Origin of the sequence: Priestia sp. AB, from assembly GCF_028369225.1 — a bacterium.
GTDB lineage: Bacteria > Bacillota > Bacilli > Bacillales > Bacillaceae_H > Priestia > Priestia megaterium.
This window is the reverse complement of the sequence record NZ_JAQMYN010000025.1, coordinates 14,738-34,715: the sequence shown is the minus strand read 5'-3', so window position 1 is coordinate 34,715 and position 19,978 is coordinate 14,738. Positions and strand designations below refer to the sequence as shown.

Annotated in this window: 23 protein-coding genes and 1 pseudogene; 11 read left to right on the top strand and 13 right to left on the bottom strand. The window is 33.0% G+C overall.

The genetic code is table 11. From position 1 onward, the window contains the following. Positions 1-404 precede the first annotated feature (404 nt). The 4 genes from POF52_RS29440 to POF52_RS29425 form a co-directional block, all read right to left on the bottom strand. Positions 405-554, bottom strand: coding sequence for a hypothetical protein (locus POF52_RS29440; protein WP_271997565.1), 150 nt, complete (start codon positions 552-554; stop codon positions 405-407). Between the two features lie 317 nt (positions 555-871). After that, entirely contained in the window at positions 872-1,045 is a 174-nt protein-coding gene (locus POF52_RS29435; RefSeq protein WP_161595670.1) for a hypothetical protein, read from the bottom strand. A 351-nt stretch (positions 1,046-1,396) separates the two neighbouring features. Further along, positions 1,397-1,855, bottom strand: a complete 459-nt coding sequence (locus POF52_RS29430; protein ID WP_271997560.1) for an SMI1/KNR4 family protein — start codon at positions 1,853-1,855, stop codon at positions 1,397-1,399. Between the two features lie 28 nt (positions 1,856-1,883). Continuing rightward, positions 1,884-2,060 (bottom strand): hypothetical protein, encoded by a 177-nt coding sequence (locus POF52_RS29425; protein WP_098197509.1) that lies wholly within the window; start codon positions 2,058-2,060, stop codon positions 1,884-1,886. Between the two features lie 394 nt (positions 2,061-2,454). On the opposite strand from POF52_RS29425, the gene POF52_RS29420 reads away from it, so the two are divergent. The 4 genes from POF52_RS29420 to POF52_RS29405 all read left to right on the top strand — a co-directional run bounded on the left by POF52_RS29420 (position 2,455) and on the right by POF52_RS29405 (position 7,842). Next, positions 2,455-3,567: a type II asparaginase gene (locus POF52_RS29420; RefSeq protein WP_074682449.1), complete on the top strand. Its 1,113-nt coding sequence runs from the start codon at positions 2,455-2,457 to the stop codon at positions 3,565-3,567. A gap of 479 nt (positions 3,568-4,046) precedes the next feature. Further along, on the top strand, positions 4,047-5,318 hold the full coding sequence (locus POF52_RS29415) for a cation:dicarboxylate symporter family transporter (protein WP_271997553.1): 1,272 nt from the start codon (positions 4,047-4,049) through the stop codon (positions 5,316-5,318). A 37-nt stretch (positions 5,319-5,355) separates the two neighbouring features. Beyond that, positions 5,356-6,798: an aspartate ammonia-lyase gene (gene aspA / locus POF52_RS29410; protein ID WP_271997550.1), complete on the top strand. Its 1,443-nt coding sequence runs from the start codon at positions 5,356-5,358 to the stop codon at positions 6,796-6,798. Positions 6,799-7,701: 903 nt separating this feature from the next. After that, a complete protein-coding gene (locus POF52_RS29405) occupies positions 7,702-7,842 on the top strand; it encodes a hypothetical protein (RefSeq protein ID WP_271997548.1) in 141 nt (46 codons plus the stop codon). Positions 7,843-8,110: 268 nt separating this feature from the next. On the opposite strand, the gene POF52_RS29400 is transcribed toward POF52_RS29405, so the two are convergent. Continuing rightward, entirely contained in the window at positions 8,111-8,551 is a 441-nt protein-coding gene (locus POF52_RS29400) for a YaiI/YqxD family protein (RefSeq protein ID WP_028409936.1), read from the bottom strand. Between the two features lie 466 nt (positions 8,552-9,017). Here POF52_RS29400 and POF52_RS29395 point away from each other — a divergent pair, with 466 nt between their 5' ends. Beyond that, a complete protein-coding gene (locus POF52_RS29395; RefSeq protein ID WP_271997541.1) occupies positions 9,018-9,491 on the top strand; it encodes a hypothetical protein in 474 nt (157 codons plus the stop codon). Positions 9,492-10,202: 711 nt separating this feature from the next. On the opposite strand, the pseudogene POF52_RS29385 reads toward POF52_RS29395, so the two are convergent. The 4 genes and pseudogenes from POF52_RS29385 to POF52_RS29370 all read right to left on the bottom strand — a co-directional run. Then, positions 10,203-10,616 (bottom strand): annotated as a pseudogene (locus POF52_RS29385) (DUF7832 domain-containing protein); the annotation flags it as partial. Positions 10,617-10,894: 278 nt separating this feature from the next. Further along, positions 10,895-11,458, bottom strand: coding sequence for an SMI1/KNR4 family protein (locus tag POF52_RS29380; protein ID WP_271997538.1), 564 nt, complete (start codon positions 11,456-11,458; stop codon positions 10,895-10,897). A gap of 19 nt (positions 11,459-11,477) precedes the next feature. Continuing rightward, positions 11,478-11,741, bottom strand: a complete 264-nt coding sequence (locus POF52_RS29375; protein ID WP_074683180.1) for a hypothetical protein — start codon at positions 11,739-11,741, stop codon at positions 11,478-11,480. Positions 11,742-11,812: 71 nt separating this feature from the next. Beyond that, entirely contained in the window at positions 11,813-12,253 is a 441-nt protein-coding gene (locus tag POF52_RS29370) for a hypothetical protein (protein WP_075420371.1), read from the bottom strand. A gap of 151 nt (positions 12,254-12,404) precedes the next feature. Between POF52_RS29370 and POF52_RS29365 the strand changes: the two genes are divergently transcribed. Next, positions 12,405-12,968: a hypothetical protein gene (locus tag POF52_RS29365; protein WP_271997531.1), complete on the top strand. Its 564-nt coding sequence runs from the start codon at positions 12,405-12,407 to the stop codon at positions 12,966-12,968. A gap of 110 nt (positions 12,969-13,078) precedes the next feature. Next, positions 13,079-13,324, top strand: a complete 246-nt coding sequence (locus POF52_RS29360) for a hypothetical protein (RefSeq protein ID WP_271997528.1) — start codon at positions 13,079-13,081, stop codon at positions 13,322-13,324. 499 nt (positions 13,325-13,823) lie between these two features. Here POF52_RS29360 and POF52_RS29355 read toward each other — a convergent pair whose 3' ends face one another. The 3 genes from POF52_RS29355 to POF52_RS29345 form a co-directional block, all read right to left on the bottom strand. After that, positions 13,824-14,186, bottom strand: a complete 363-nt coding sequence (locus POF52_RS29355; RefSeq protein WP_271997525.1) for a hypothetical protein — start codon at positions 14,184-14,186, stop codon at positions 13,824-13,826. Between the two features lie 22 nt (positions 14,187-14,208). Continuing rightward, on the bottom strand, positions 14,209-14,880 hold the full coding sequence (locus POF52_RS29350; RefSeq protein WP_271997522.1) for a hypothetical protein: 672 nt from the start codon (positions 14,878-14,880) through the stop codon (positions 14,209-14,211). A 689-nt stretch (positions 14,881-15,569) separates the two neighbouring features. Beyond that, on the bottom strand, positions 15,570-16,013 hold the full coding sequence (locus tag POF52_RS29345) for a hypothetical protein (RefSeq protein ID WP_271997520.1): 444 nt from the start codon (positions 16,011-16,013) through the stop codon (positions 15,570-15,572). 391 nt (positions 16,014-16,404) lie between these two features. Here POF52_RS29345 and POF52_RS29340 point away from each other — a divergent pair, with 391 nt between their 5' ends. Beyond that, positions 16,405-16,962 (top strand): class I SAM-dependent methyltransferase, encoded by a 558-nt coding sequence (locus POF52_RS29340; protein WP_271997517.1) that lies wholly within the window; start codon positions 16,405-16,407, stop codon positions 16,960-16,962. Positions 16,963-17,018: 56 nt separating this feature from the next. Further along, positions 17,019-17,705 carry a response regulator transcription factor gene (locus tag POF52_RS29335; protein WP_271997514.1) on the top strand — a complete coding sequence of 229 codons (687 nt, stop codon included), beginning with the start codon at positions 17,019-17,021 and terminating at the stop codon, positions 17,703-17,705. 56 nt (positions 17,706-17,761) lie between these two features. Here the strand turns inward: POF52_RS29335 and POF52_RS29330 are convergent, their stop codons facing one another. Continuing rightward, positions 17,762-17,908, bottom strand: coding sequence for a hypothetical protein (locus tag POF52_RS29330; RefSeq protein ID WP_271997512.1), 147 nt, complete (start codon positions 17,906-17,908; stop codon positions 17,762-17,764). A 27-nt stretch (positions 17,909-17,935) separates the two neighbouring features. Here POF52_RS29330 and POF52_RS29325 point away from each other — a divergent pair, with 27 nt between their 5' ends. Further along, positions 17,936-19,204 (top strand): sensor histidine kinase, encoded by a 1,269-nt coding sequence (locus tag POF52_RS29325; RefSeq protein ID WP_271997511.1) that lies wholly within the window; start codon positions 17,936-17,938, stop codon positions 19,202-19,204. After that, the gene (locus tag POF52_RS29320; protein WP_271997509.1) at positions 19,191-19,745 is read left to right on the top strand and encodes a DedA family protein; all 555 of its coding nucleotides are present in this window, start codon (positions 19,191-19,193) and stop codon (positions 19,743-19,745) included. Before POF52_RS29325 ends, POF52_RS29320 begins: the two co-directional genes overlap by 14 nt. The last annotated feature ends 233 nt before the right edge of the window (positions 19,746-19,978 follow it).

Here is a 19,978-nt window from a genome sequence, read left to right as displayed (position 1 = left end):
GTATAACACTCATACGTTCACATACACATTTGTGTGAGTGCATTTTTGCTAGGAGAGAGCAGCCAGTATATGATGGTTGCTCTTTTCGTATTTGTAAGGAGCTCTGAGTACATGAAAGATTGGTCTAGAGTATTCACTCTAAGAAATGGAAACCAGTAATGAGGAGTATGGCACTAGTTGGTAACAGTGTAACTGTAGACATTCAGCGTGTCGGAATAAAATGGAAACTAAAGCAAAGTAATAACATTCTTGAAACTTTGTAATGTTATTGAACAAAAGATAGGAGAGCATTCATTTAGGGTGCTCTTTTAGTTATTTCTTTTTTTAAGTTTACATAACTTATATTTTAAAGGGAGCTATTTTTCATAGTGAAAAATTCCTAAAGACCTACACCTAAATATTATCTAGTCAAGGTCCCTATTTTCTTGAGTTGTTGTCTTATAATTATAGGTAGGCCCTTTGCCAAGTCTGGGTTTCCAATTACCTAACTTGTCTTTTAAGTAATCTTTTAAAAAATCACGTTTCTTTTTTCGTCTTTTATCCCTCTTTTTCATAAGGAACCACCACCTTTGGTTTACTTCATAGATTCAATTTATCCTTATTATAATTATGTTGAAAAATTCACTCTTTAAGCTAAATCTATAAGTAATAAGTAGATCATCTCAATAGTCAAAAATACACTTTTAGGTATTGTTTCAAAGTATTCCAGAAGACGCTTTCCATTGTAAGAGTAACAAAAGTACGACGTGAAGAACAACCAGATAATCCTCATATGTATTGTCATAATAAATAATAAAGAAAGCAGGTTAATAAATATTAACCTGCTTTCCTTTCTAACGAGAACTTAAAAGGTTTCTCGTTAGAAAGGATTTTATGGTTTCGTAGAAGAAGCATCCTCATTCTCAGAGGTAGAAACTTTCCCTTTGAAATTAGATGGATGTTTTCCATGTACATCATTGATATTTGCTTTATCAGAAGTATATCCAGCAGTATTAAATCTGTCATCCCCTATTGCAGGCTGAGAATTGTTAGACTGATTTTTCATCGTGTACCTCCTAGTTTGGGTTGGATAGGTTCAGTATGCTCATATTCACCGTATTTCATGAGGATGCACTTGACGTTTTATCTCTATTCAGTTGAAAGAGTTGGATATTTAACCTGAAAATAAAGTTTAATCAAAAACGTTCAACGAACTCATATTCTACGGCACAAAAAGGAAAAAAGGATATAAAGTCATACGAATCAGTGGCAGCAACTTTGTAAATTGGGTGCCTCAAATTTTAAAAAGAGTGAAAACACGATTAAACTAACACAAAGGCGTAAGCTCCTTACTTATGAAATAAATAAAAAAGAACTGACAATTGAATGCCAGTTCTTTTTTATTGTATAAATATAGTCATTCTTCATCTTCATAAATAAATAAGCCATTTACAAATGTTTCGAAGTTAGGAGCTAATTCAAAAATAAGTGTGTCTGCTCCCCATTCTAGATCCATATAAATAATAGGAGGATTGTCTTTTGTATTCCGATAATCGAATGCAACCCACCAATGTCCTTCTCCACACAATAGAAGAATATCTTTAGGTAAGTCCCATTCTTCTATATAATAATCACTAGATAAAATGCCTTCTTTCCCTATTCCATAAATTTCGGGAACATTTACATGATCGTTTGCCCAATTTGTTGGAACGGAGGTAGGGTAGTCACAATATTTTAAATAGCCTCCATTCTGCATTTTACATAACTCAATATAGGATTTTGGTAACTTCACACCCAACTTCTTTTCTGCATCGTTGACCATTTCTTCTGTTAATTTCTTTGATTGACTGTATCCATCATCCCAAATATCTCTCATTTCCCCCAACCCTTTCGATCAATACCAATTAAATACTTTTCTTCATGCCACATTCGCGGCATTCACGCAAGAAAACGCCACCTTTTACCGAACTTTTGAAGTAAGATGAGTTGCAGTTGTCGCATCTTCCACTAACCTTATCCGGAAATTCAGCATAGTCGTACACTTTATCAAGATCGATTTCTTGCTGCTGTTTTTCTTCCATGTTGATCATTCTTTTCTAGTTGACTTTTATTAGATTACCACAAAAAGTGAAGGTGAAATTATTCTATGTAAAACGAACATCAATTAGCTCACTTAACCTCATTTTGTTAAACCTTTAATGATTTTCTCACTCTATTTTACATAAATTATCAAATTTGATTTTAGAAATTTATAATTTTTTTGTTGTTTTCTGTATGATTATGTAGTTCCTATTATAGATTAAAGCTATGTTCTTGTTAGAAGAAAATGAAAACGCTTAATTGTATCTATATTCTTATTAATTATACTTTGATGGAGGAATTTCTAATGGACAACTAACTATAGAGAAAAAATTGCTTCCATATTATTAGTATTATATTACTTACAAATTTTCTACATAAAGGAGACAGCTAACTATGAAACTAAAAAAAAACTTAGGAATAACCATTTTATCTGCTGCATTATTATTTTCAGGAATTGGCCTATCTGCTGATGCAACAACCAATAATGCCAAAACAGTCGTAAACCATTCGGAAAAAAAAGATTTACCTAATATAAAAATTTTAGCTACTGGTGGTACAATTGCAGGTTCCTCTGATAGTGATACAGCTACAACTGGATATAAGGCAGGAGCTCTTGGTGTTGAAACGTTAATAAAGGCTGTTCCTCAGATGAAAAAACTAGCAGATGTTAGTGGGGAACAGGTGGCAAACATCGGAAGCGAAAATATGGATAATTCAACATTATTAAAGTTAGCAAAACGAATTAATACTTTATTAGCATCTAAGGATGTTGATGGAATTGTAGTGACACATGGAACAGACACTTTGGAAGAGACGGCCTACTTTCTAAATCTTGTAGTAAAAAGTGAAAAACCTGTTGTTATTGTTGGTTCAATGAGACCAGCTACGGCTATAAGCGCAGACGGTCCATTAAACTTATACAACGCAGTGGAGATTGCTTCTAGTAAAGAAGCAAAAAATAAAGGGGTTTTAGTAACTCTGAATGACCGAATTGGTGCAGCTCGCTACATAACAAAAACAAATACAACAGCAACGGATACGTTTAAATCTCCTGAACAAGGATATGTTGGAGAAGTTGCTGGGGGTAAGGTATTCTTTTATAATGAACCTATTCGTAAACATACGACAAAATCAATTTTTAATGTATCAAAACTTGATAAACTTCCTCAAGTAGACATTCTTTATACATATCAAAATGATAATAGATACCTCTATGATGCTGCTGTAAAAGCAGGGGCAAAAGGAATAGTAGTAGCAGGATCCGGAAATGGATCAATGTCTGATGCTGCTTTATCAGGAGCTAAAGATGCGGTTAAAAAAGGGGTAATCATCACTAGATCTAGCCGTGCGGGTAATGGAACTGTAACTCATGAAGCTTCAGATGATAAAGATAAGTTTGTCACGTCTGATTCGTTGAATCCTCAGAAAGCGCGTATTCTCTTAATGCTTGCTCTAACTAAAACAAAGGATCCTAAAAAAATCCAAGAATATTTTAATGAATATTAATAAGCAAAAAAGAATCCTTTGCTATAAGTAGCAAAGGATTTTCAAATTTATTGAAATAGGGGAACATGTTATTAGTTTAGTTAGTTTTATAGATTAATATACAGAAGGAGGTAAAAAATCTAACCTCTCACACATAGATACAATCATTTTAAAGTTGGCACTGTGTATAGAAAACCGATTACTTCGTTTTTTGTAGTTTGCTTGTCCTAATAACCGTGATATGTCTAAGAGAGGGGGGGAACATGCCCACTTATACACGTCTCTTCCATTTTGGAACACCTTGCAACTATAACGTAAAGGTTGGCTATGCATAATTCAAAAAAATATTAAATCTTATAAATACTTTATTTTCCTTTTGTGTGTTCCTGTAGATTTCTGTTGTATTTTGTAGATGATATTATAGACTAGGCTTAACCTTACATTAAAACAAAAAATGAATATCTTGTTTTAATGTAACAGGAAATGAAAGGGGTTACAAAGTGAAAAAATTCGGATTAGCTACACAGATTTTTATTGGTCTTGCGTTTGGGGTTGCGGTAGGTGCTGTTTTTTATGGAAATAATACAGCGATGGCCATTCTTCAACCTTTAGGGGATATTTTTCTTCACCTCATTAAAATGATTGTCATTCCTATCGTTGTATCAGCACTCATCGTATCTATAGCTGGCGTAGGCGATATTAAAAAGCTCGGCAAGCTAGGTGGAAAAACGATTCTTTATTTTGAAATCGTTACCACAATTGCACTTGCTATTGGTTTATTAGCTGCAAATATATTTCATCCAGGTACTGGTATAGATATGGGAAACCTTGAGAAAGGTGACATATCCAAATATGAAGAAACATCTAAAACAACTGAGAGTGCAGGTGTAGCAGCTCAAATCGTTCATATTATCCCAACTAATATATTCCAATCATTGACTGAGGGGAATTTATTAGCAATTATCTTTTTCTCAGTCTTATTTGGTCTAGGAGTTGCAGCAATTGGAGAAAAAGGCAAACCAGTTTTAAGCTTTTTTGAAGGTGTACTAGAATCCATGTTTTGGATGACAAACTTAGTTATGAAATTTGCCCCATTTGGCGTATTTGCTTTAATTGGTTTGAATGTCGCGAAATTTGGAATTGGTTCATTAATTCCTTTAGGAAAGTTAGTACTCGTTATATATCTGACCATGATTTTCTTTGTTTTTGTAGTATTAGGTATTATTGCAAAAATGGCTGGAACTAATGTTTTAGTCCTTATAAAAATCCTAAAAGATGAGTTAATTTTAGCGTTTACAACCGCAAGCTCTGAAGCAGTATTACCAAGGTTAATGACTAAAATGGAGAACTTTGGTTGTCCGAAAGCTGTCACATCATTTGTTATTCCGACAGGATATACCTTTAACCTTGATGGATCATCCATTTACCAAGCCATTGCTGCCCTTTTCATCGCACAAATGTATGGCATTCATTTATCTTTCATAGAACAAATTACACTTTTACTTGTGTTGATGTTGACTTCCAAGGGAATGGCAGGAGTTGCAGGAGCATCATTTGTTGTTGTATTAACAACACTAGGATCAATGGGATTACCTCTAGAAGGTATGGCATTCATTGCTGGTATTGATCGTATTTTAGATATGCTTCGTACATCTGTCAACGTAGTAGGCAACGCATTAGCTGCTATTGTGATGTCTAAGTGGGAAGGCGGATTCGACAAAGAAAAAGCAAAGCATTATACAGATTCTATTAAAAAGTCGGACGTAGCATAAAAAAATTTCTTTTTATGTAAAGAAGGAGATCAATGTTATGACAAATATAGAAATACCAGAAAAACAAAATGTAAGAATCGAAAAAGATTTCCTAGGAACAAAAGAAGTTCCTACTGATGCTTATTATGGGATTCAAACTTTACGTGCAGTTGAAAACTTCCCAATAACAGGATATCAAATTCACCCAGAGCTTATTAAAGCATTAGGAATCGTTAAAAAGGCTGCGGCTCTTGCTAATATGGAAACAAAAAGGTTATATGATGGGTTGGGTAATGCAATCATTGAAGCAGCAGACGAGGTTATTGAAGGGAAAAGAAATAATCAATTTATTGTTGATCCAATACAGGGTGGTGCGGGGACCTCAATGAATATGAATGCAAATGAGGTTATTGCAAATAGAGCTTTAGAGTTGCTTGGTCATAAGAAAGGTTCTTATTCCGATTTAAGCCCTAATAGTCATGTAAACATGTCACAGTCAACAAACGACGTATTTCCAACTGCTATCCATATTGCAACGCTTAATCTGTTAAATAAGTTACTGAAAACAATGAATTATATGCATAGTGTATTTCAGAAAAAGGCAGAACAATTTGATTCTATTATAAAGATGGGACGTACTCACCTACAGGATGCAGTTCCAATTCGTCTTGGTCAAGAATTTGAATCATATAGTCGTGTTCTTGAGCGCGATATGAAACGTATTAAGCAATCCTATGGACATTTATATGAGGTTAATATGGGAGCAACTGCAGTTGGAACGGGTTTAAATGCAGATCCACGTTATATCGAAAATGTTGTAAGATATCTAGCAAATATCAGTGGTTTACCACTTAAGAAGGCCAATCATCTTGTAGACGCGACTCAAAATACAGATGCTTATACAGAAGTTTCTGCAGCATTAAAGATTTGTATGGTAAATATGTCGAAAATAGCGAATGACTTACGTCTAATGGCATCTGGGCCTCGTGCAGGCCTAGCAGAAATCACTTTGCCAGCTCGTCAGCCAGGATCTTCGATTATGCCTGGAAAAGTTAACCCTGTCATGCCAGAGATGATTAATCAGGTTGCCTTTCAAGTTATCGGTAATGATCATACAATTTGCTTAGCTTCTGAAGCAGGTCAACTTGAGCTTAATGTCATGGAACCTGTTCTTGTTTTTAATTTACTTCAATCCATTAGCATCATGAATAATGCTTTTCAAACATTTACGGATTATTGCCTGCAAGGGATTGAGGCGAATGAAGAACATTTAAAAGAATACGTAGAGAAAAGTGTAGGTATTATTACGGCTATTAATCCTCATATTGGATATGAAGTGGCTGCTAGAATCGCACGAGAAGCAATACTAAAAGGTGAATCCGTACGTGAATTATGCTTAAGGTATGATGTTTTAACAGAAGAAGAATTGGATCTTATTTTAAATCCTTTTGAAATGACTAATCCAGGGATTGCTGGAAACTCCCTTTTTGATAGAGAATAAACATGTTTTAATATGAAATGAAATTCACTACTATCATCTGTTTGATTCTTTAATTAATATATGAAGGAGAAAACTATAAAAAATCTGTTGGATTAACGTTTTAGCTTTAAAACATGTGGTACACATATAGTACAGCGCTAATATTATTGTTGGTTGTTGTGAGAAGGTAAATACTTAATTTATGAAGGGACTGATTAGTTTTGAAAGAATTAACAGCGACTTCAACAAACGTATTGCCTCAAATTGAAAGTAGATATTCGTATCTTACACAAGGCACTTTGGTTATGAACCGATATACGTAACGAAAGGGCCTAAACAAGGGCAAATGAACAAATTCTTAAACAGTGTGGGAAGAAGCCTGTATCTCCTTAGATACAGGCTTCTTCTTTTCGAGTTAACATAAGTTTGATTATAGGAAGTAGACTTTTCAATCTATTAGTTTGCTAAAAGCGTTCGTAAAACTACATGCATTTTAAAGAACGTTCGTAAATTGTTTTTAAATTTAAACGAACGTCGAGAATGATAAATTTTTTATACAAACACACAGTCCGTAAAAGTATACTTTTGCGGACTTTGATTGGATTTTAGTCCAATACTTTAACATATACAGTCTCTTTCTAATTATTTAATTTTTTAGCTACTTATAAGAATTTTTCATGCTGGCCCTAATATCGCTATAAAAACAGAATATTCAATTATTTTAATTTATTTTGTAAGCGATTACATATATAATGAAAATAAGGTTGGATAGCAAGCTTGGCTATCATTGTATATGGCGTAGGCGGGGCCAGTACAAGATGAAAATAGCTTATCATATAAAATATTTTGTTAATTTGTATGTATAAGAGATTGCTAGTTGGACAATAATAAAAAATAGGAACTTACATAAAGGAGGTCAAACTATTGAGCGATTATAAACAGGTTTTCTCTACATTTATTAATGAAGAACGATTTGATTTACATTCATACCTTACTTATTTATTTATCAATGAATGTCAGGAAGATGTAGTAAATCAGTTAGAACAGAAACATGTAAACCAATAAATTTATAAATAGGAAAAAAGAAAGGGTAAATAATAATGAATGGAAAAATCGTGTAGGTGACTTTATCTTTCTGAGCAGAAGGAATAGGTCGCCTATTGGTATTTCTACTTAAGTATTTAATACACTAAATTCAATGTTAAATCTTTTTAAAGATTAAAGGACTTATAACGGAAGTACTTTATTATTTACTTAAGCTAACGAGACAGGTTAGTTTAATATTTGGACAATTTATTTTTCTAGGGTTTTCTTGAAAATAGATGGTTCTTTTTTAACGTGAAATGGCTCTTTTAAAAAGCCCCTTAAATTTCTCTCTATCTTCGGGTGTAAATGGTTTTGGCCCCTTTGTACGCTTTCCACTTTTTCGAGCCATTGCACTCAAATAACGTGTTTGTAATAATTGGTCAATGTTTTCATTTGTATAGCTAGACCCATTATGATGAAGTACCACACACCCTTTTGCTAAACCTAGCGAAGCAAGACCATAATCTTGCGTAACGATTATATCCCCTTTTTCTACTAACCCCATAATCCGATAATCCGCAGCATCTGCTCCAGAATCAACATAAATGGTTTCCACTCCTGATGGTTGTTCCACATTAGAAAAATGAGAAAAGCTAGTAACAAGGATAACAGGAATTTCAGCATTCGTACCTTCAGAGATAATGATATCTTTTACCGGACAAGCATCTGCATCAACATAAATTTTCATCTTTAACTCTCCCCGTAAATAAGTTTGAGTTGATGATAATGGAAGACTTATCCTTTGTCAAACGATAAAGATATTTTACCTAAAATTATTTAAAAACAGTTGTTGTATTAAAGCTCGCGTTTGATGTTCTCTTTTTTAAAAGGAGAAGCTAATTTAATCTCACGTAATCTTCTAAAGTATGAAAAAGATGTTATTATCACTTATGAAACACATAATAATGATGTGGTTTCTATTTATTGGGAGTGTGATGATATTTGTTTTTAATCCATTTATGTGAACCTTGTAATGTTGAAGAAATAACAACTCAAATAGATACGAAATATAAATGCCCTAAGTGTGGGCTATTGACTGAAGATAGATGGATTGATGAAGAAAAGGAGCATGAATCGTGAGTTTTAAGAGGGAGAATTAAATACTTTATACATATAAAATATACATAACTAAGCGTCCTGAAAGGAGTTATTCAATGAACCTTCCTAATGGGGTAACTGGTTTTTATAGTTCAATAGTTAATAAACCGAATGAAATAGATGAGAAACAATTTAAAAATATATGCTTCAATTTGGTTAGAAAAAATCAGGGAAGAATATTAGACATTGATGAATCAAATTTAGCAACAAATTTTTTAAAGGTAAAAATGAATATTTTTAACCGAGAGATGTATGTGTTACTTAATGCATATTATCCTTTTCTAGCTTTTGCTTCTACTGTTGAATTTCAACATATCAATTTTATTGATGATCCTGTCCTATCAAAGGATTTCATACCATTTTATAAAGTTTTAAGTGAAGAAGAACTTAATGAACCTTTAGATATTAGAACAAGCAAAGGGAAGGTAAGCTTAGAAAATACAAACAGGCTGAGCAGCAGCGAGTTAGAGCAAATCCTTTTTTGGAAACCAAAGAAAGTTGGGGAAGTTATATTTAATTTTTGGGATTGATTTTATAAGATAACGTTCTCTTCTTAAAAATAATTTCCTATAAATGGTTATATGTTAACTACAAACGTATAATTTTACTAACACATAATTTTTTGTTTTTTATAATGAGAGTATTGATAGTAAAAAGAAGCCACTACGATTGTTTGGCTTCTTTTTACTTGTACGATGAATTTAGTTGCTATTTTCGTCAGACCATTTGTCTTCACTATCGATCCATTTGTTCTTCTTTAAATCAAAAGATTCTATATCATCATGAAAGTCTAGATAAACAGGCAGATTTATTCCATTATCGCCAGCTTTATTCCAACAAGAGATAAACCAGTTTGAAATCAATTCTTTCTCAGCAGCAGATATTTCTTCTTCATTTTGTTCATAAAAATCCCAAAACTCATCTGAATGCTCGTCGGCTAGCTCATAGTATTCAAACTCTTCAAGTAACTCATAACTACCTGAAAAAATGGCACGATTGTTTCCTTCATAAAAAACTTCGTTCGCTTCATTGTCCATAGAAAACATAATAATAGACAAATCAAATGGCTGAATGAAGATTTCAAAGTCCAGTAAATCAATGTCCTTATAATAATGAAAAGTATGTACTTTTTCGATATTGTTAATTAACTTATCTTCATTTTGTTTAAGTGTTTTCTTTAATGAACCTATATATGAATCAACCGTAAATAACTTATCACCTTTATTTTCTTCGTTTGTATGCTTCCAAGTATCAAAACGCTCATTAATCTTTGTATTAATCACCTCATAATTATTCCACGTATCTTCTACCTCATAAAGGGATTTTATATGAGGAAATATAGCTTCATAATCATCTAAATAAGTTCCTTTATCAAAATCAAAGTAATCTTTTGTAAAGGCTCTTCCTTCGGCATTCAGCATATCGCTGGCAAAGACGCCATCCCATTCCATATATATTTCAGTTCCGGTCATGTTCTTTTGTTTAAACTTTATAATCTCCTGCGCAGCTTCTTCTTCAAATTCTTTGCTATATAGGTTTTCTTCAATAATCCAACCAAGATACATTCCAGTATGAACGAATGCCTGCTTTTCACTCAAGTTACTTGGAAAATCTCCTTCATAATGCCATTTAGCTTTATCATAGACGGTTGTCATGGCCTCTTCCTCTTTCTCTATATCTTCTATTAAGGTAGTTTCTTCTTGTTCACGACTACTTTTTTTATTTAATGAGTCTTCGCAGCCTTGCAGGAACAAAATAATAAACACAAAAAATGGAATGCACTTTAACTTATACAAAATTCCCTCCATGAATTACATTAAAAGTAAACGATATACTGCATTATATACTGTAGAGGTTAAACAATATATATTAAACCAATGAAAATAGGATTATAGCAAAAAAATGTAGTCTCTAAAAAACTGGTTTAGCTTAATCATTGTTTGCGGCTATAACTGCTTTTTAATTGCTTTGGATCTAGTGGGGGTACACGAAATAATTGCTTTAGAAAATCATCGAAAGTATCTGCTATTTTGATATACTCCCATTCTGTAGTATCGTTTGTTGAAGCTGAGAAGTTTTCTGCGATATACATAACAGTAGGATCTTGTGATCTATTACGATAATCCAACACGACCCAATAGTGAAAATCCGTCCACAAAACCACAAATTCACCCTTGAGTTTGACTTCTTCCAATAGTTCTTTGGAAGATAAGATACTTATGTCATCATTTTCAAAATGTATAGGGTCAATTGAATCAATGTTTGCTCTTCCTCCATAAGGAATACTTTCTGCATCGCCATCAGGTAACATAAAGTATGGGTAGTTTAATCCCCCACCATTTCTTATTTTCAGTAAATCCAATAATGAACTAGGTAGCTTAACACCTAAAATAACTTCAGCTTGCTTTATGATTTCATCATTTATCGGATAATCTATACACTTATATTCACTATCGTCGCTCCAAAAACTATCTCCCTGATAAAATTCTTTTTTCAAAACTTCACCTTCTTTCGCTTTAAGTGTTAAGCAATTGCTTTAATTCTTTTTTCAAGCTTTTATAATGCCAATTAATATGATCAAGCTCGACCTCTATTTCAATTAATTGTTCTATTAGATTTTCTTGATCTAGTGGAGAACTAAGAGTGTCTGTAATCAATCGATCAAGTTTATTACTACTTTCGTAAATGTCGTTTAAATCAACTGCTAATTCAATGTATTCCTTGTTTGAATCGAGTAAGGAAAGCTTTTTTATGAGTTCATCTACAATAGTTGGGTTCATTCTATCTCCTCCCGTTTAATTAGTGTACCTTCTAGGTACTTCAAACCTTCATGAAAAGTTAGTGAAGATGGTTAGAAATCTAAAATTGAATCAATGTTTTCGGCGTATTCATCAACTAGTTGAGACCCTTTCTCTTCAGCTTCTTCCTCCTCTAATTCTTTATCTTCCAACCACTGTTGATAATGATAAAGTTCGTGGGCAATGCTGTCTAACATCGCATACAAGGCATCTATTTTTCCTCTTTCCTTAATCAAATCTTTATAATCCCCAGTAGCAATGCGGATATATGGTTCAACATCTTTTTCGTAGGGAGCAAAGAAAGTAGCTGTTACCATCTCCTTTGTTGTCCGGTTCTTAATTTGATCATCTTTTTTCAGGTAAATAACAACTCGAATAGGAAACTCCATTTGCGTTCTTAACCATTTACAAAAGTTAATGCATGCTATTCTTACTTCTGAGTCTACGCCGGGCTCACTCCTCAATCTTAAACCTGTTCTAGGATAGTCATTCATGTTTATTTCCTCGCAATCAACCTCTTAGTGGCGTTAGTAGTTTATTAGAATGATTGGGTTCCATATATTTCTTTATTTGTCATATTATCGACTCATTTTACCATACATCATGTATAATAAAGGAACTTAATAATAGAAAGTCGGGAACGAATTGAAAAAATTTCTTCTTTATATGCTATATTTCTCTCTTATTTATGATGTGATCCGTTTAATCTATAGGACCGTAACAAAATATAGCCTTGAGAACCTTGCTTACGATGCCTCTTCAGTAATAAGAGACTTAATTGTCATTTTAATTATCTTTAAGATCACTCGTCCTAAGAAAAAGCGAACAAAGTTTAAGCACTTTCACAATGCAGCTATTATTGCCGAAATGGAAAAGGAATATGAAAAAGCACTTGAGATTAGGAATGAAGGTCTAAAGCTTTCAAGCTTAAATAACGAAGAACTCGCAAGTCTATATGCTGGAAACGGAGGAACATACCTTTATTTGAAGGATTATAATAATGCTACTCTTTGTTTTGATAAAGCTTTTGAACTGGTTCAAGAAGAGAAATTTCCATATGATGAACAATACATTGAGGTTATTGATAGTTATGTGAAAGCCAATCGCAAAGAGGATGCTCTTAAGTTAGTGGAAAGTTTATTACAAAGGCAATCTTATCATAAGAAATTTAAAAAGCTAGAACCCATAAGAGAGAAATTATTGACATAATACAATTAATCTCATATGCAATAAGCAGTGACTAATGTGTTGACGAAACAACTTAACTTAATATAGGTTATAAAATTTATATTTAAAGATATTTAACGGAGGGTACCTATTTGCTGATTTTAATTAAAAGCTCTTTAATAATAGCTGTGGGTCTTTATTTATCAGTCATCTTTTTACCTGAAGTTTTACATGTAAATGAGACTGTTGCAAAATATTTATTTATAATACTTGCTGGCTTATGGTTTCTCAAGTCAAACAATAAATGGTGGGTTAATATTACTTCCCTGATTTTAGGGACTATAATAGGTCTTATTATTTTTATTACTTTACTTGAATTTACTGAAAGCATGCTATAAAAGATAAAAGTAAAAAGCTATCCCATAGGATGAGATAGCTTTTTATTAGGATTGCTAATTATAAAGTACCAAAATATAACCGTAAGTAAACAATATCATATTTTTCCATCATTGATAAAAATATAATCGTTACAAAAAAAGAAAGCAAAAAAGACAATATAGATGTTATGATTCTTCTTTTAAACGAGATAGTATTATATCGTTTATAAACATATACTAAAAATAAGAGTGCTAGTCCATAAATGAAGGATGACCCCAAAAATGACATTATTAAATTTAAATGAAATAATGATTCATTGTAATTTTCTAATAGTACTTTAACTATTAGTACAATGCTAAACAAAATCGTTTGATAAAAAACTAGTAAAACTAGTGGCATTAAAGTATCTCTCCTTATTAGATGTCACTGAACGTACATATTTTTTGTAAATAACTAAATGGTAGCTAAAAATGTATACTTTTACGGACTGTGTATTTGACTTTATTTCAAAACATTCTATTATTCATTATTTTTTTCTTTGTCAGGTATATTCTTAAAAACATTTTCTCCTGGATCAAATCCCTCTGGTCTCCAATAGTGTTCTTCATACTTACCTTCTTCAAATATCTTTCTAAGATAACTGATAGCATCAAACCATGTACTAAATACCAAAAATGAATAAGGAAGGCTACCTTCATCATTCCATACAATCCACTTATCTTCTTTAGATTCTGTAACAAGGTAAGAAGCATCGGGAGGCATTTTGAATATCTCATATGTATTCTCAAGGACATCATCCCAAGAGTTAAAGCCTAATTCTTTAGCAAAAGTTTGATATTCCTTTAAAAATATATTTTTTACGAACCTAGAAACACGCCCCATTATCTAGTCTCCTTTCTTTTACTTAAATATCAAGTATTCGGTCATTAATTTGTACTACTTTTGAGTCTTCTGGGAAAGTTGAGCACACTTCTTGTATAGATGAATATCTATCCTCGTTTGAATACAAGAAAAACCCTGCTCCATCATAGAAAATAGTTATGAATGTAGTATCTTCTTCCGTCTTAAAAATAGGGATAGATACGTTTTTCCATCTGCCCCATTCCTTAACTCTCTTGAGCTCAAAATTTAAATTTTGAGAATACGAAAGCGAATAAAATTCGTTCATATTAGCAAGGTAAAAGGTATGTTCTAATGCTAAGGATAATGTACGCGCGTCTTTAATTGGTAAAGTAAAACATCGAGGGTGATAGGTAACCCGTTTAAAAAATGTATAGTAAGCTTGTTTTTCCTCTAATAATTCATAGCTATATTCTATACCTAATTCATTAAATTCCTTTTCAAACTCCTCTGCCATCATATCATCACAAAGGAATGTAAGGTATAAAGGATACCTATCCTGCTTAATTAAGAAAGCGAGTAAAAAATCCCTTTGTTCATCCCTATCGTCAACGCTTTCCATTGTTTCAGATATAAAGTAAACAGAATCAATAGGTCCTTCCAATTGAACATAATGCCCCACCATTTCATAAAACTCCGCATTTAACAGTTCTTCTTGAATCCAAATCTCACTCATATAAAACCTCCTTCACATATAAAAGACCTGCATAAGCTAATAATTTTCCTTATTTGGCTTTAAAGATTTGTTGCATATGGTATAGAAAAATAGTTAAGGTTCAAATTTGTTGTCTAAAACAGCCGTGCAAATAACATCTGGGGGAGTAGTAAAGTCCTTTATGTACAAGAGCAAAATAAAAAGCAACCTCATTTTTGTCATAGGAGTAAGGTTGCTTTTTAGGATTCACACTCGTTGAAGAATGAATGCCATAACCATTAAATTATATCATAATTTTCCAATTTATTTATATTTTTCTTGATGCTGCATATGTATAAAAGGAGCTCTTTTTATACATTCTCGTTTCTTTCAACTACCCAAAGAACGTAGTCATATCAACAATGTATAAAAAGACGCATACTCAAGCAAAAGAATCCTTAGCTGAACCCTACTGCCGCAAGGGTTCTTTTGCTTGCTTGGTTCCGGAAAGAGTGATTATGTCAATTAGCTTTTTATATGATATATCTTATAATTTAAAAAAAACATCCTTAGGATTGAACAAATACAACTCTTTTTTTCTTGCTATTATCAATAAGATGGAATGTATACATTCCTCACGCTTTCCTTATTACTTAAGGAGTTCTTTTCCGATAATCCCATATATCTGTATTTTTAGGTGTATGACCCAATAGACGTAGCATCAATTCCTATTAAGTACCCAAAATGGTGATGTACGATTGTTTTTGACAGATTTTTGTCAACCACGCTGTAAACTCGTCAATCATGTTAATTAACTCACGAATGTACTTTTTTTTGTGACGATCAAACTGTTTGTACGTTTCCTCTACTTTATTAAAATCGATCCATTTCTTTAGTTTAATCATAGGAGGGTTGCTACTCAAAAAACATGCGAGTTCTTGCAGCTGATTACTGATGCGTAGCCATGTTTCGGCTTTAATTTCTGTCACTTCTGTAGGTTGATACTGTGGCACATACTTGCAAATCGTGGTGTAGAAATAAGCAAAAGCTTCATCAGCAAAATAGACCGAGTCTTTATTCCAATACTTTGCATTGTACTCACCCGGTTTTATTTCTACATAATAAGCATTTTCGACTTTGTCCACATTTGTTATCATTTCAAAAGGAGATTCCATAGCAGCACCTCTTTATTTAATAACGTTAGTATACCCTTTTTCACAAAAACTTCACACGCTCTCTTCAACAACACATGTTAGGTTTCAGTTGATAATTGCATAGAAAAGAAGAGCTTGAACTTATTACCCCAAACCTTTTTATGCTGAGAATACGTTTCATGTTAACAAGTATACAATTAAAAAAGGGATGCTATCAGCTCTTAAAGGAAAAGAACTGATAGCATCCCTTTCTTAAGACCAGCATGTAACGTTTATTTTTAGATTCTTTATAAAAATTATTTTTTCATAAGTATTTCTTAAGAATTGTTAAGGTTTTTCCTCGTATCGTATTAAGATTTTAGCATTAAACTACTGTTTATAACCTATCATCTAGAGAAACGAGGAAAAATAAATGAGTGCTATGCAATTCATTCAAGAATATATGAGACACCCGCGTGCAGTTGGAGCTATCATGCCGAGCTCTAAATCATTAGCTAAGAAAATGGTGAAGCCTATACCATTTGAGGAAATAACGTGTATCATTGAATATGGTCCAGGAACAGGCGTATTTACAGAAGAAATTGTTCAAAATAAACGGAAAGACACTATTTTCTTAGCGATAGAAGCGAATGAAACATTCTATAACATGTTAAAGAAAAAATATGGACATGTTGAGAATGTATACATTATTCATGATTCTGCTGAGAATATCAGTGACTATTTAAAACAATATGGCATTGAAAAAGTAGACTATATCGTATCTGGATTGCCTTTTACCAGCTTACCAGGAACTGTTTCTACACAGATCTTACATGAGACAGGATCTTTGTTGGGACCAGAAGGCAAGTTCATTACATTCCAGTATTCAAAAGTAAAACGCTCTTTCTTCGAATCATTTTTTACTACGATTCAATATGAAAAAGTGTATAGAAATGTTCCACCAGCTTATGTATTCGTATGTAATAACTAATCCTACTCCTTTTCTCAAGTTTATATTGAATTTAAGAATAGAAAGAGTGAAGAAACATGTCAGAAAGAACCATCCTTATTGTCGATGATGAAGCCGAAATCAGAAATCTTATGTCCATTTATTTAAAAAATGAAGGATATCAAGTAGTAGATGTACCGGATGCTGCAACAGCTATCGATATGTTAAAAAAACAGAAAATTGACCTGATTATTCTAGATGTAATGATGCCAGGGATGAATGGGATAGATGCTTGCTTAAAAATCAGAGAAGAATATACCATGCCCATTATCTTTTTATCAGCTAAATCAGAAGACATGGATAAAATTCACGGTCTGGCCAGTGGAGCAGAAGACTATGTTACAAAGCCCTTTAACCCATTAGAACTGATGGCGCGTGTAAAATCTCAACTTCGTCGATACTATATGGCCCCTGAAAGAGAGGTTTCTTCCCACTTCTTAGAAAAGGGAGACTTAAAAGTGGATGGAAGAACAAATGAAGTGTTTGTAAGAGATCGAGAGGTACGTCTAACTCCTAAAGAATTTCAAATTCTCTCTTTATTACTTCGGCATCAAGGACAAGTATTCAGTATTCAACAGATTTATGAAACTGTATGGAAAGAACCCTTTTATAAGGCGGATAATACGATTATGGTCCATATGACAAAAATCAGGGACAAGATAGAAGAGAATCCTAAAAAACCAATCTATATTCAGACAGTATGGGGCGTAGGCTATAAAGCATGAAAACGAAAAATAATGCAGATAAGATTGGACGCCCATCAGTTAATTTGAACACAAAGTTATTCCTTATTTTTATTCTCTCCTTGGTCATATCTATTTTTAGCTTTTTTCTTTTTATCATTATCAATCCCCAATTTGGAGCTATCCGTAACCAACAAATAGAGCAACAAAAAGAGGAAGAGACCATTAGAAAGCTCCTTGCCCAACTCACTCATTCCTTGGAAGAGAAGCACATGAGCTTAGATGATATAGATCACATTGCTTCAACGCTAAATCCTATAACGGATGCTCATCCTAATTTAGGGTTCTTAGTAGCAAATGCTAAAGGAGACGTTCTTTTTCATTCAAATAACAAAAAAATAAAAAGTACCAATATACAGTATTTACTTAAACAAAAGCTTGCAGATGAACCCACGGGTAATGAATCATTTAATGCACATTATTCTTCTTTTATATCGCTCCTTTCCCTTCAAGATGATATCGGATACCTCGTTATTGAGGGACCTTCTTTTGATCCTATTTTTAGTCCGAATAGATATATTTATCAAGTCTATATGGGGCTTGGAGGTAGTGTACTCATCTTTTTTGTCTTGTTTCTATTATGGACAAGGCCTATTACACGGTATATTAAGCAGATTGAAGAGGGAATCAACAGAATTGTGAACAAAGATTGGACGTATTCCATTCCCGTGAAAGGTAAAAATGAACTGTCATTCTTAGCTAAAAACATCAATTGGATGACCCAACAAATGAGGAAAAGGTTTGAAAAAGAACGTAAAGTTGAACAAGCAAAAAATGAGTTAATTACGAATCTCTCGCATGATTTACGAACTCCACTAACCTCTATTATTGGATATCTGACACTCGTGAAAGATAAACAGTATAAAAATAGTGAGGAGCTGGAAACATACATTCAAACTACCTACGGTATTTCATTCAAATTGAAAAATTTATTGGATGAACTATTCGAATATACAAAGTTGTCTTTACCTGACGTAGACATGCAGTTTCAAGAAGTCGATTTAGGTGGAGTCCTATATCAGCTTGTAGGAGAGTATACTCCCATGTTTGAAAATCGTGGGCTTTCCGTAAAAGTAAAGATTCCTGATGAGGCAGTTTTTATCTCTCTAGATATTGAGAAAATGATTCGCGTTTTCGATAATCTACTCTCGAATGCTGAGAAATACAGTCATGAAAGTGGAGATATTGAAATAGCCCTCTATACTAACGAAAAACAAGTTATTACATGTATTTCTAATACAACTGATCAAATTGCTTCAGAGGAATTAAGCCATCTGTTTGATAAGTTTTATCGAATGGATAAAGCTCGTTCTAGCAAAGTGGCAGGATCGGGCATTGGTCTTTCTATTGCCAAACGAATTGTCGAGCTTCATCAAGGCGAAATATGGGCAGAAAGTGAGAAAGAAAAGATAACGATGTATGTTGCGTTGCCTTTTCCTCATGATAAAGAAGAGAAAGAGATTATTTATGAAGATTTATGAACTAATTAGACTAGCCGTAGAAATTATGTTTACACCCATTTCTGATGATGTTCTCATGCTAACTCAAGTTAGTATTTGGGCTTCTAAGGATATTAACCCTTACATGGTGTGGCTATCGTCTTGGATTACACTCTTTATCGCCTTTCTATGGTTCTTTTTAGTAGGAAGATTCTTTAGGCAGGTTCCTTTCATCGAGAAATGGATGGCGAAAAAATGGTTACGAAAAGCTGAAAAGCTCCTTAATGGTTTTGGAGGATGGGCGGTTATATTAGCTTTTTTTGTACCTGGAGTTCGACACCCCATCCATTATATAGCCGGAATTTTAAAGTTTCCGGTAAAAAAATACCTCCTAGCCAACTTTCTAGCGTCTTCCCTATACTCGGGTGCTTGGACTTTTACAATCTATAAGTTTAATCAAAAAATTGGGATTAACTTAGTATTACTTTGGCTCCGTCAACACTTGTCTATTGTGCTACTACTAGTCGCCATTCTTCTATGCTTCGTCTTCTATAAGGTGAAAAGCAATAAAAACAAGTTATGATATCGTTTTTTCACTTCATAATAATCATAAAAAGACTTGTTTTACAAATGGTCTAAGTGATACGGAACTTACTTAGTTAAAGGAGCAAAGTGATGTGAAATTGATACAGAAACTTTTCCCTTCAATTTGTTTATTTATACTAATATTAGGTGTGGAATTAGTGATTTGGGAATGTATAAATTTATTACTACATGTAAAAAACAACTTACAACAATAATTAATTAGCCTGAAGC

Bases quoted from the DNA above. Each gene is read 5' to 3' on its own strand.
- POF52_RS29350 (WP_271997522.1), bottom strand. From the start codon at position 14,880: ATGAGTGAGATTTGGATTCAAGAAGAACTGTTAAATGCGGAGTTTTAT.
- POF52_RS29440 (WP_271997565.1), bottom strand. From the start codon at position 554: ATGAAAAAGAGGGATAAAAGACGAAAAAAGAAACGTGATTTTTTAAAA.
- POF52_RS29325 (WP_271997511.1), top strand. From the start codon at position 17,936: ATGAGCTTAGATGATATAGATCACATTGCTTCAACGCTAAATCCTATA.
- POF52_RS29320 (WP_271997509.1), top strand. From the start codon at position 19,191: ATGAAGATTTATGAACTAATTAGACTAGCCGTAGAAATTATGTTTACA.
- aspA (WP_271997550.1), top strand. From the start codon at position 5,356: ATGACAAATATAGAAATACCAGAAAAACAAAATGTAAGAATCGAAAAA.
- POF52_RS29435 (WP_161595670.1), bottom strand. From the start codon at position 1,045: ATGAAAAATCAGTCTAACAATTCTCAGCCTGCAATAGGGGATGACAGA.
- POF52_RS29370 (WP_075420371.1), bottom strand. From the start codon at position 12,253: ATGAATGACTATCCTAGAACAGGTTTAAGATTGAGGAGTGAGCCCGGC.
- POF52_RS29395 (WP_271997541.1), top strand. From the start codon at position 9,018: ATGAACCTTCCTAATGGGGTAACTGGTTTTTATAGTTCAATAGTTAAT.
- POF52_RS29355 (WP_271997525.1), bottom strand. From the start codon at position 14,186: ATGGGGCGTGTTTCTAGGTTCGTAAAAAATATATTTTTAAAGGAATAT.
- POF52_RS29345 (WP_271997520.1), bottom strand. From the start codon at position 16,013: ATGGAATCTCCTTTTGAAATGATAACAAATGTGGACAAAGTCGAAAAT.
- POF52_RS29420 (WP_074682449.1), top strand. From the start codon at position 2,455: ATGAAACTAAAAAAAAACTTAGGAATAACCATTTTATCTGCTGCATTA.
- POF52_RS29425 (WP_098197509.1), bottom strand. From the start codon at position 2,060: ATGGAAGAAAAACAGCAGCAAGAAATCGATCTTGATAAAGTGTACGAC.
- POF52_RS29375 (WP_074683180.1), bottom strand. From the start codon at position 11,741: ATGAACCCAACTATTGTAGATGAACTCATAAAAAAGCTTTCCTTACTC.
- POF52_RS29335 (WP_271997514.1), top strand. From the start codon at position 17,019: ATGTCAGAAAGAACCATCCTTATTGTCGATGATGAAGCCGAAATCAGA.
- POF52_RS29400 (WP_028409936.1), bottom strand. From the start codon at position 8,551: ATGAAAATTTATGTTGATGCAGATGCTTGTCCGGTAAAAGATATCATT.
- POF52_RS29340 (WP_271997517.1), top strand. From the start codon at position 16,405: ATGAGTGCTATGCAATTCATTCAAGAATATATGAGACACCCGCGTGCA.
- POF52_RS29430 (WP_271997560.1), bottom strand. From the start codon at position 1,855: ATGAGAGATATTTGGGATGATGGATACAGTCAATCAAAGAAATTAACA.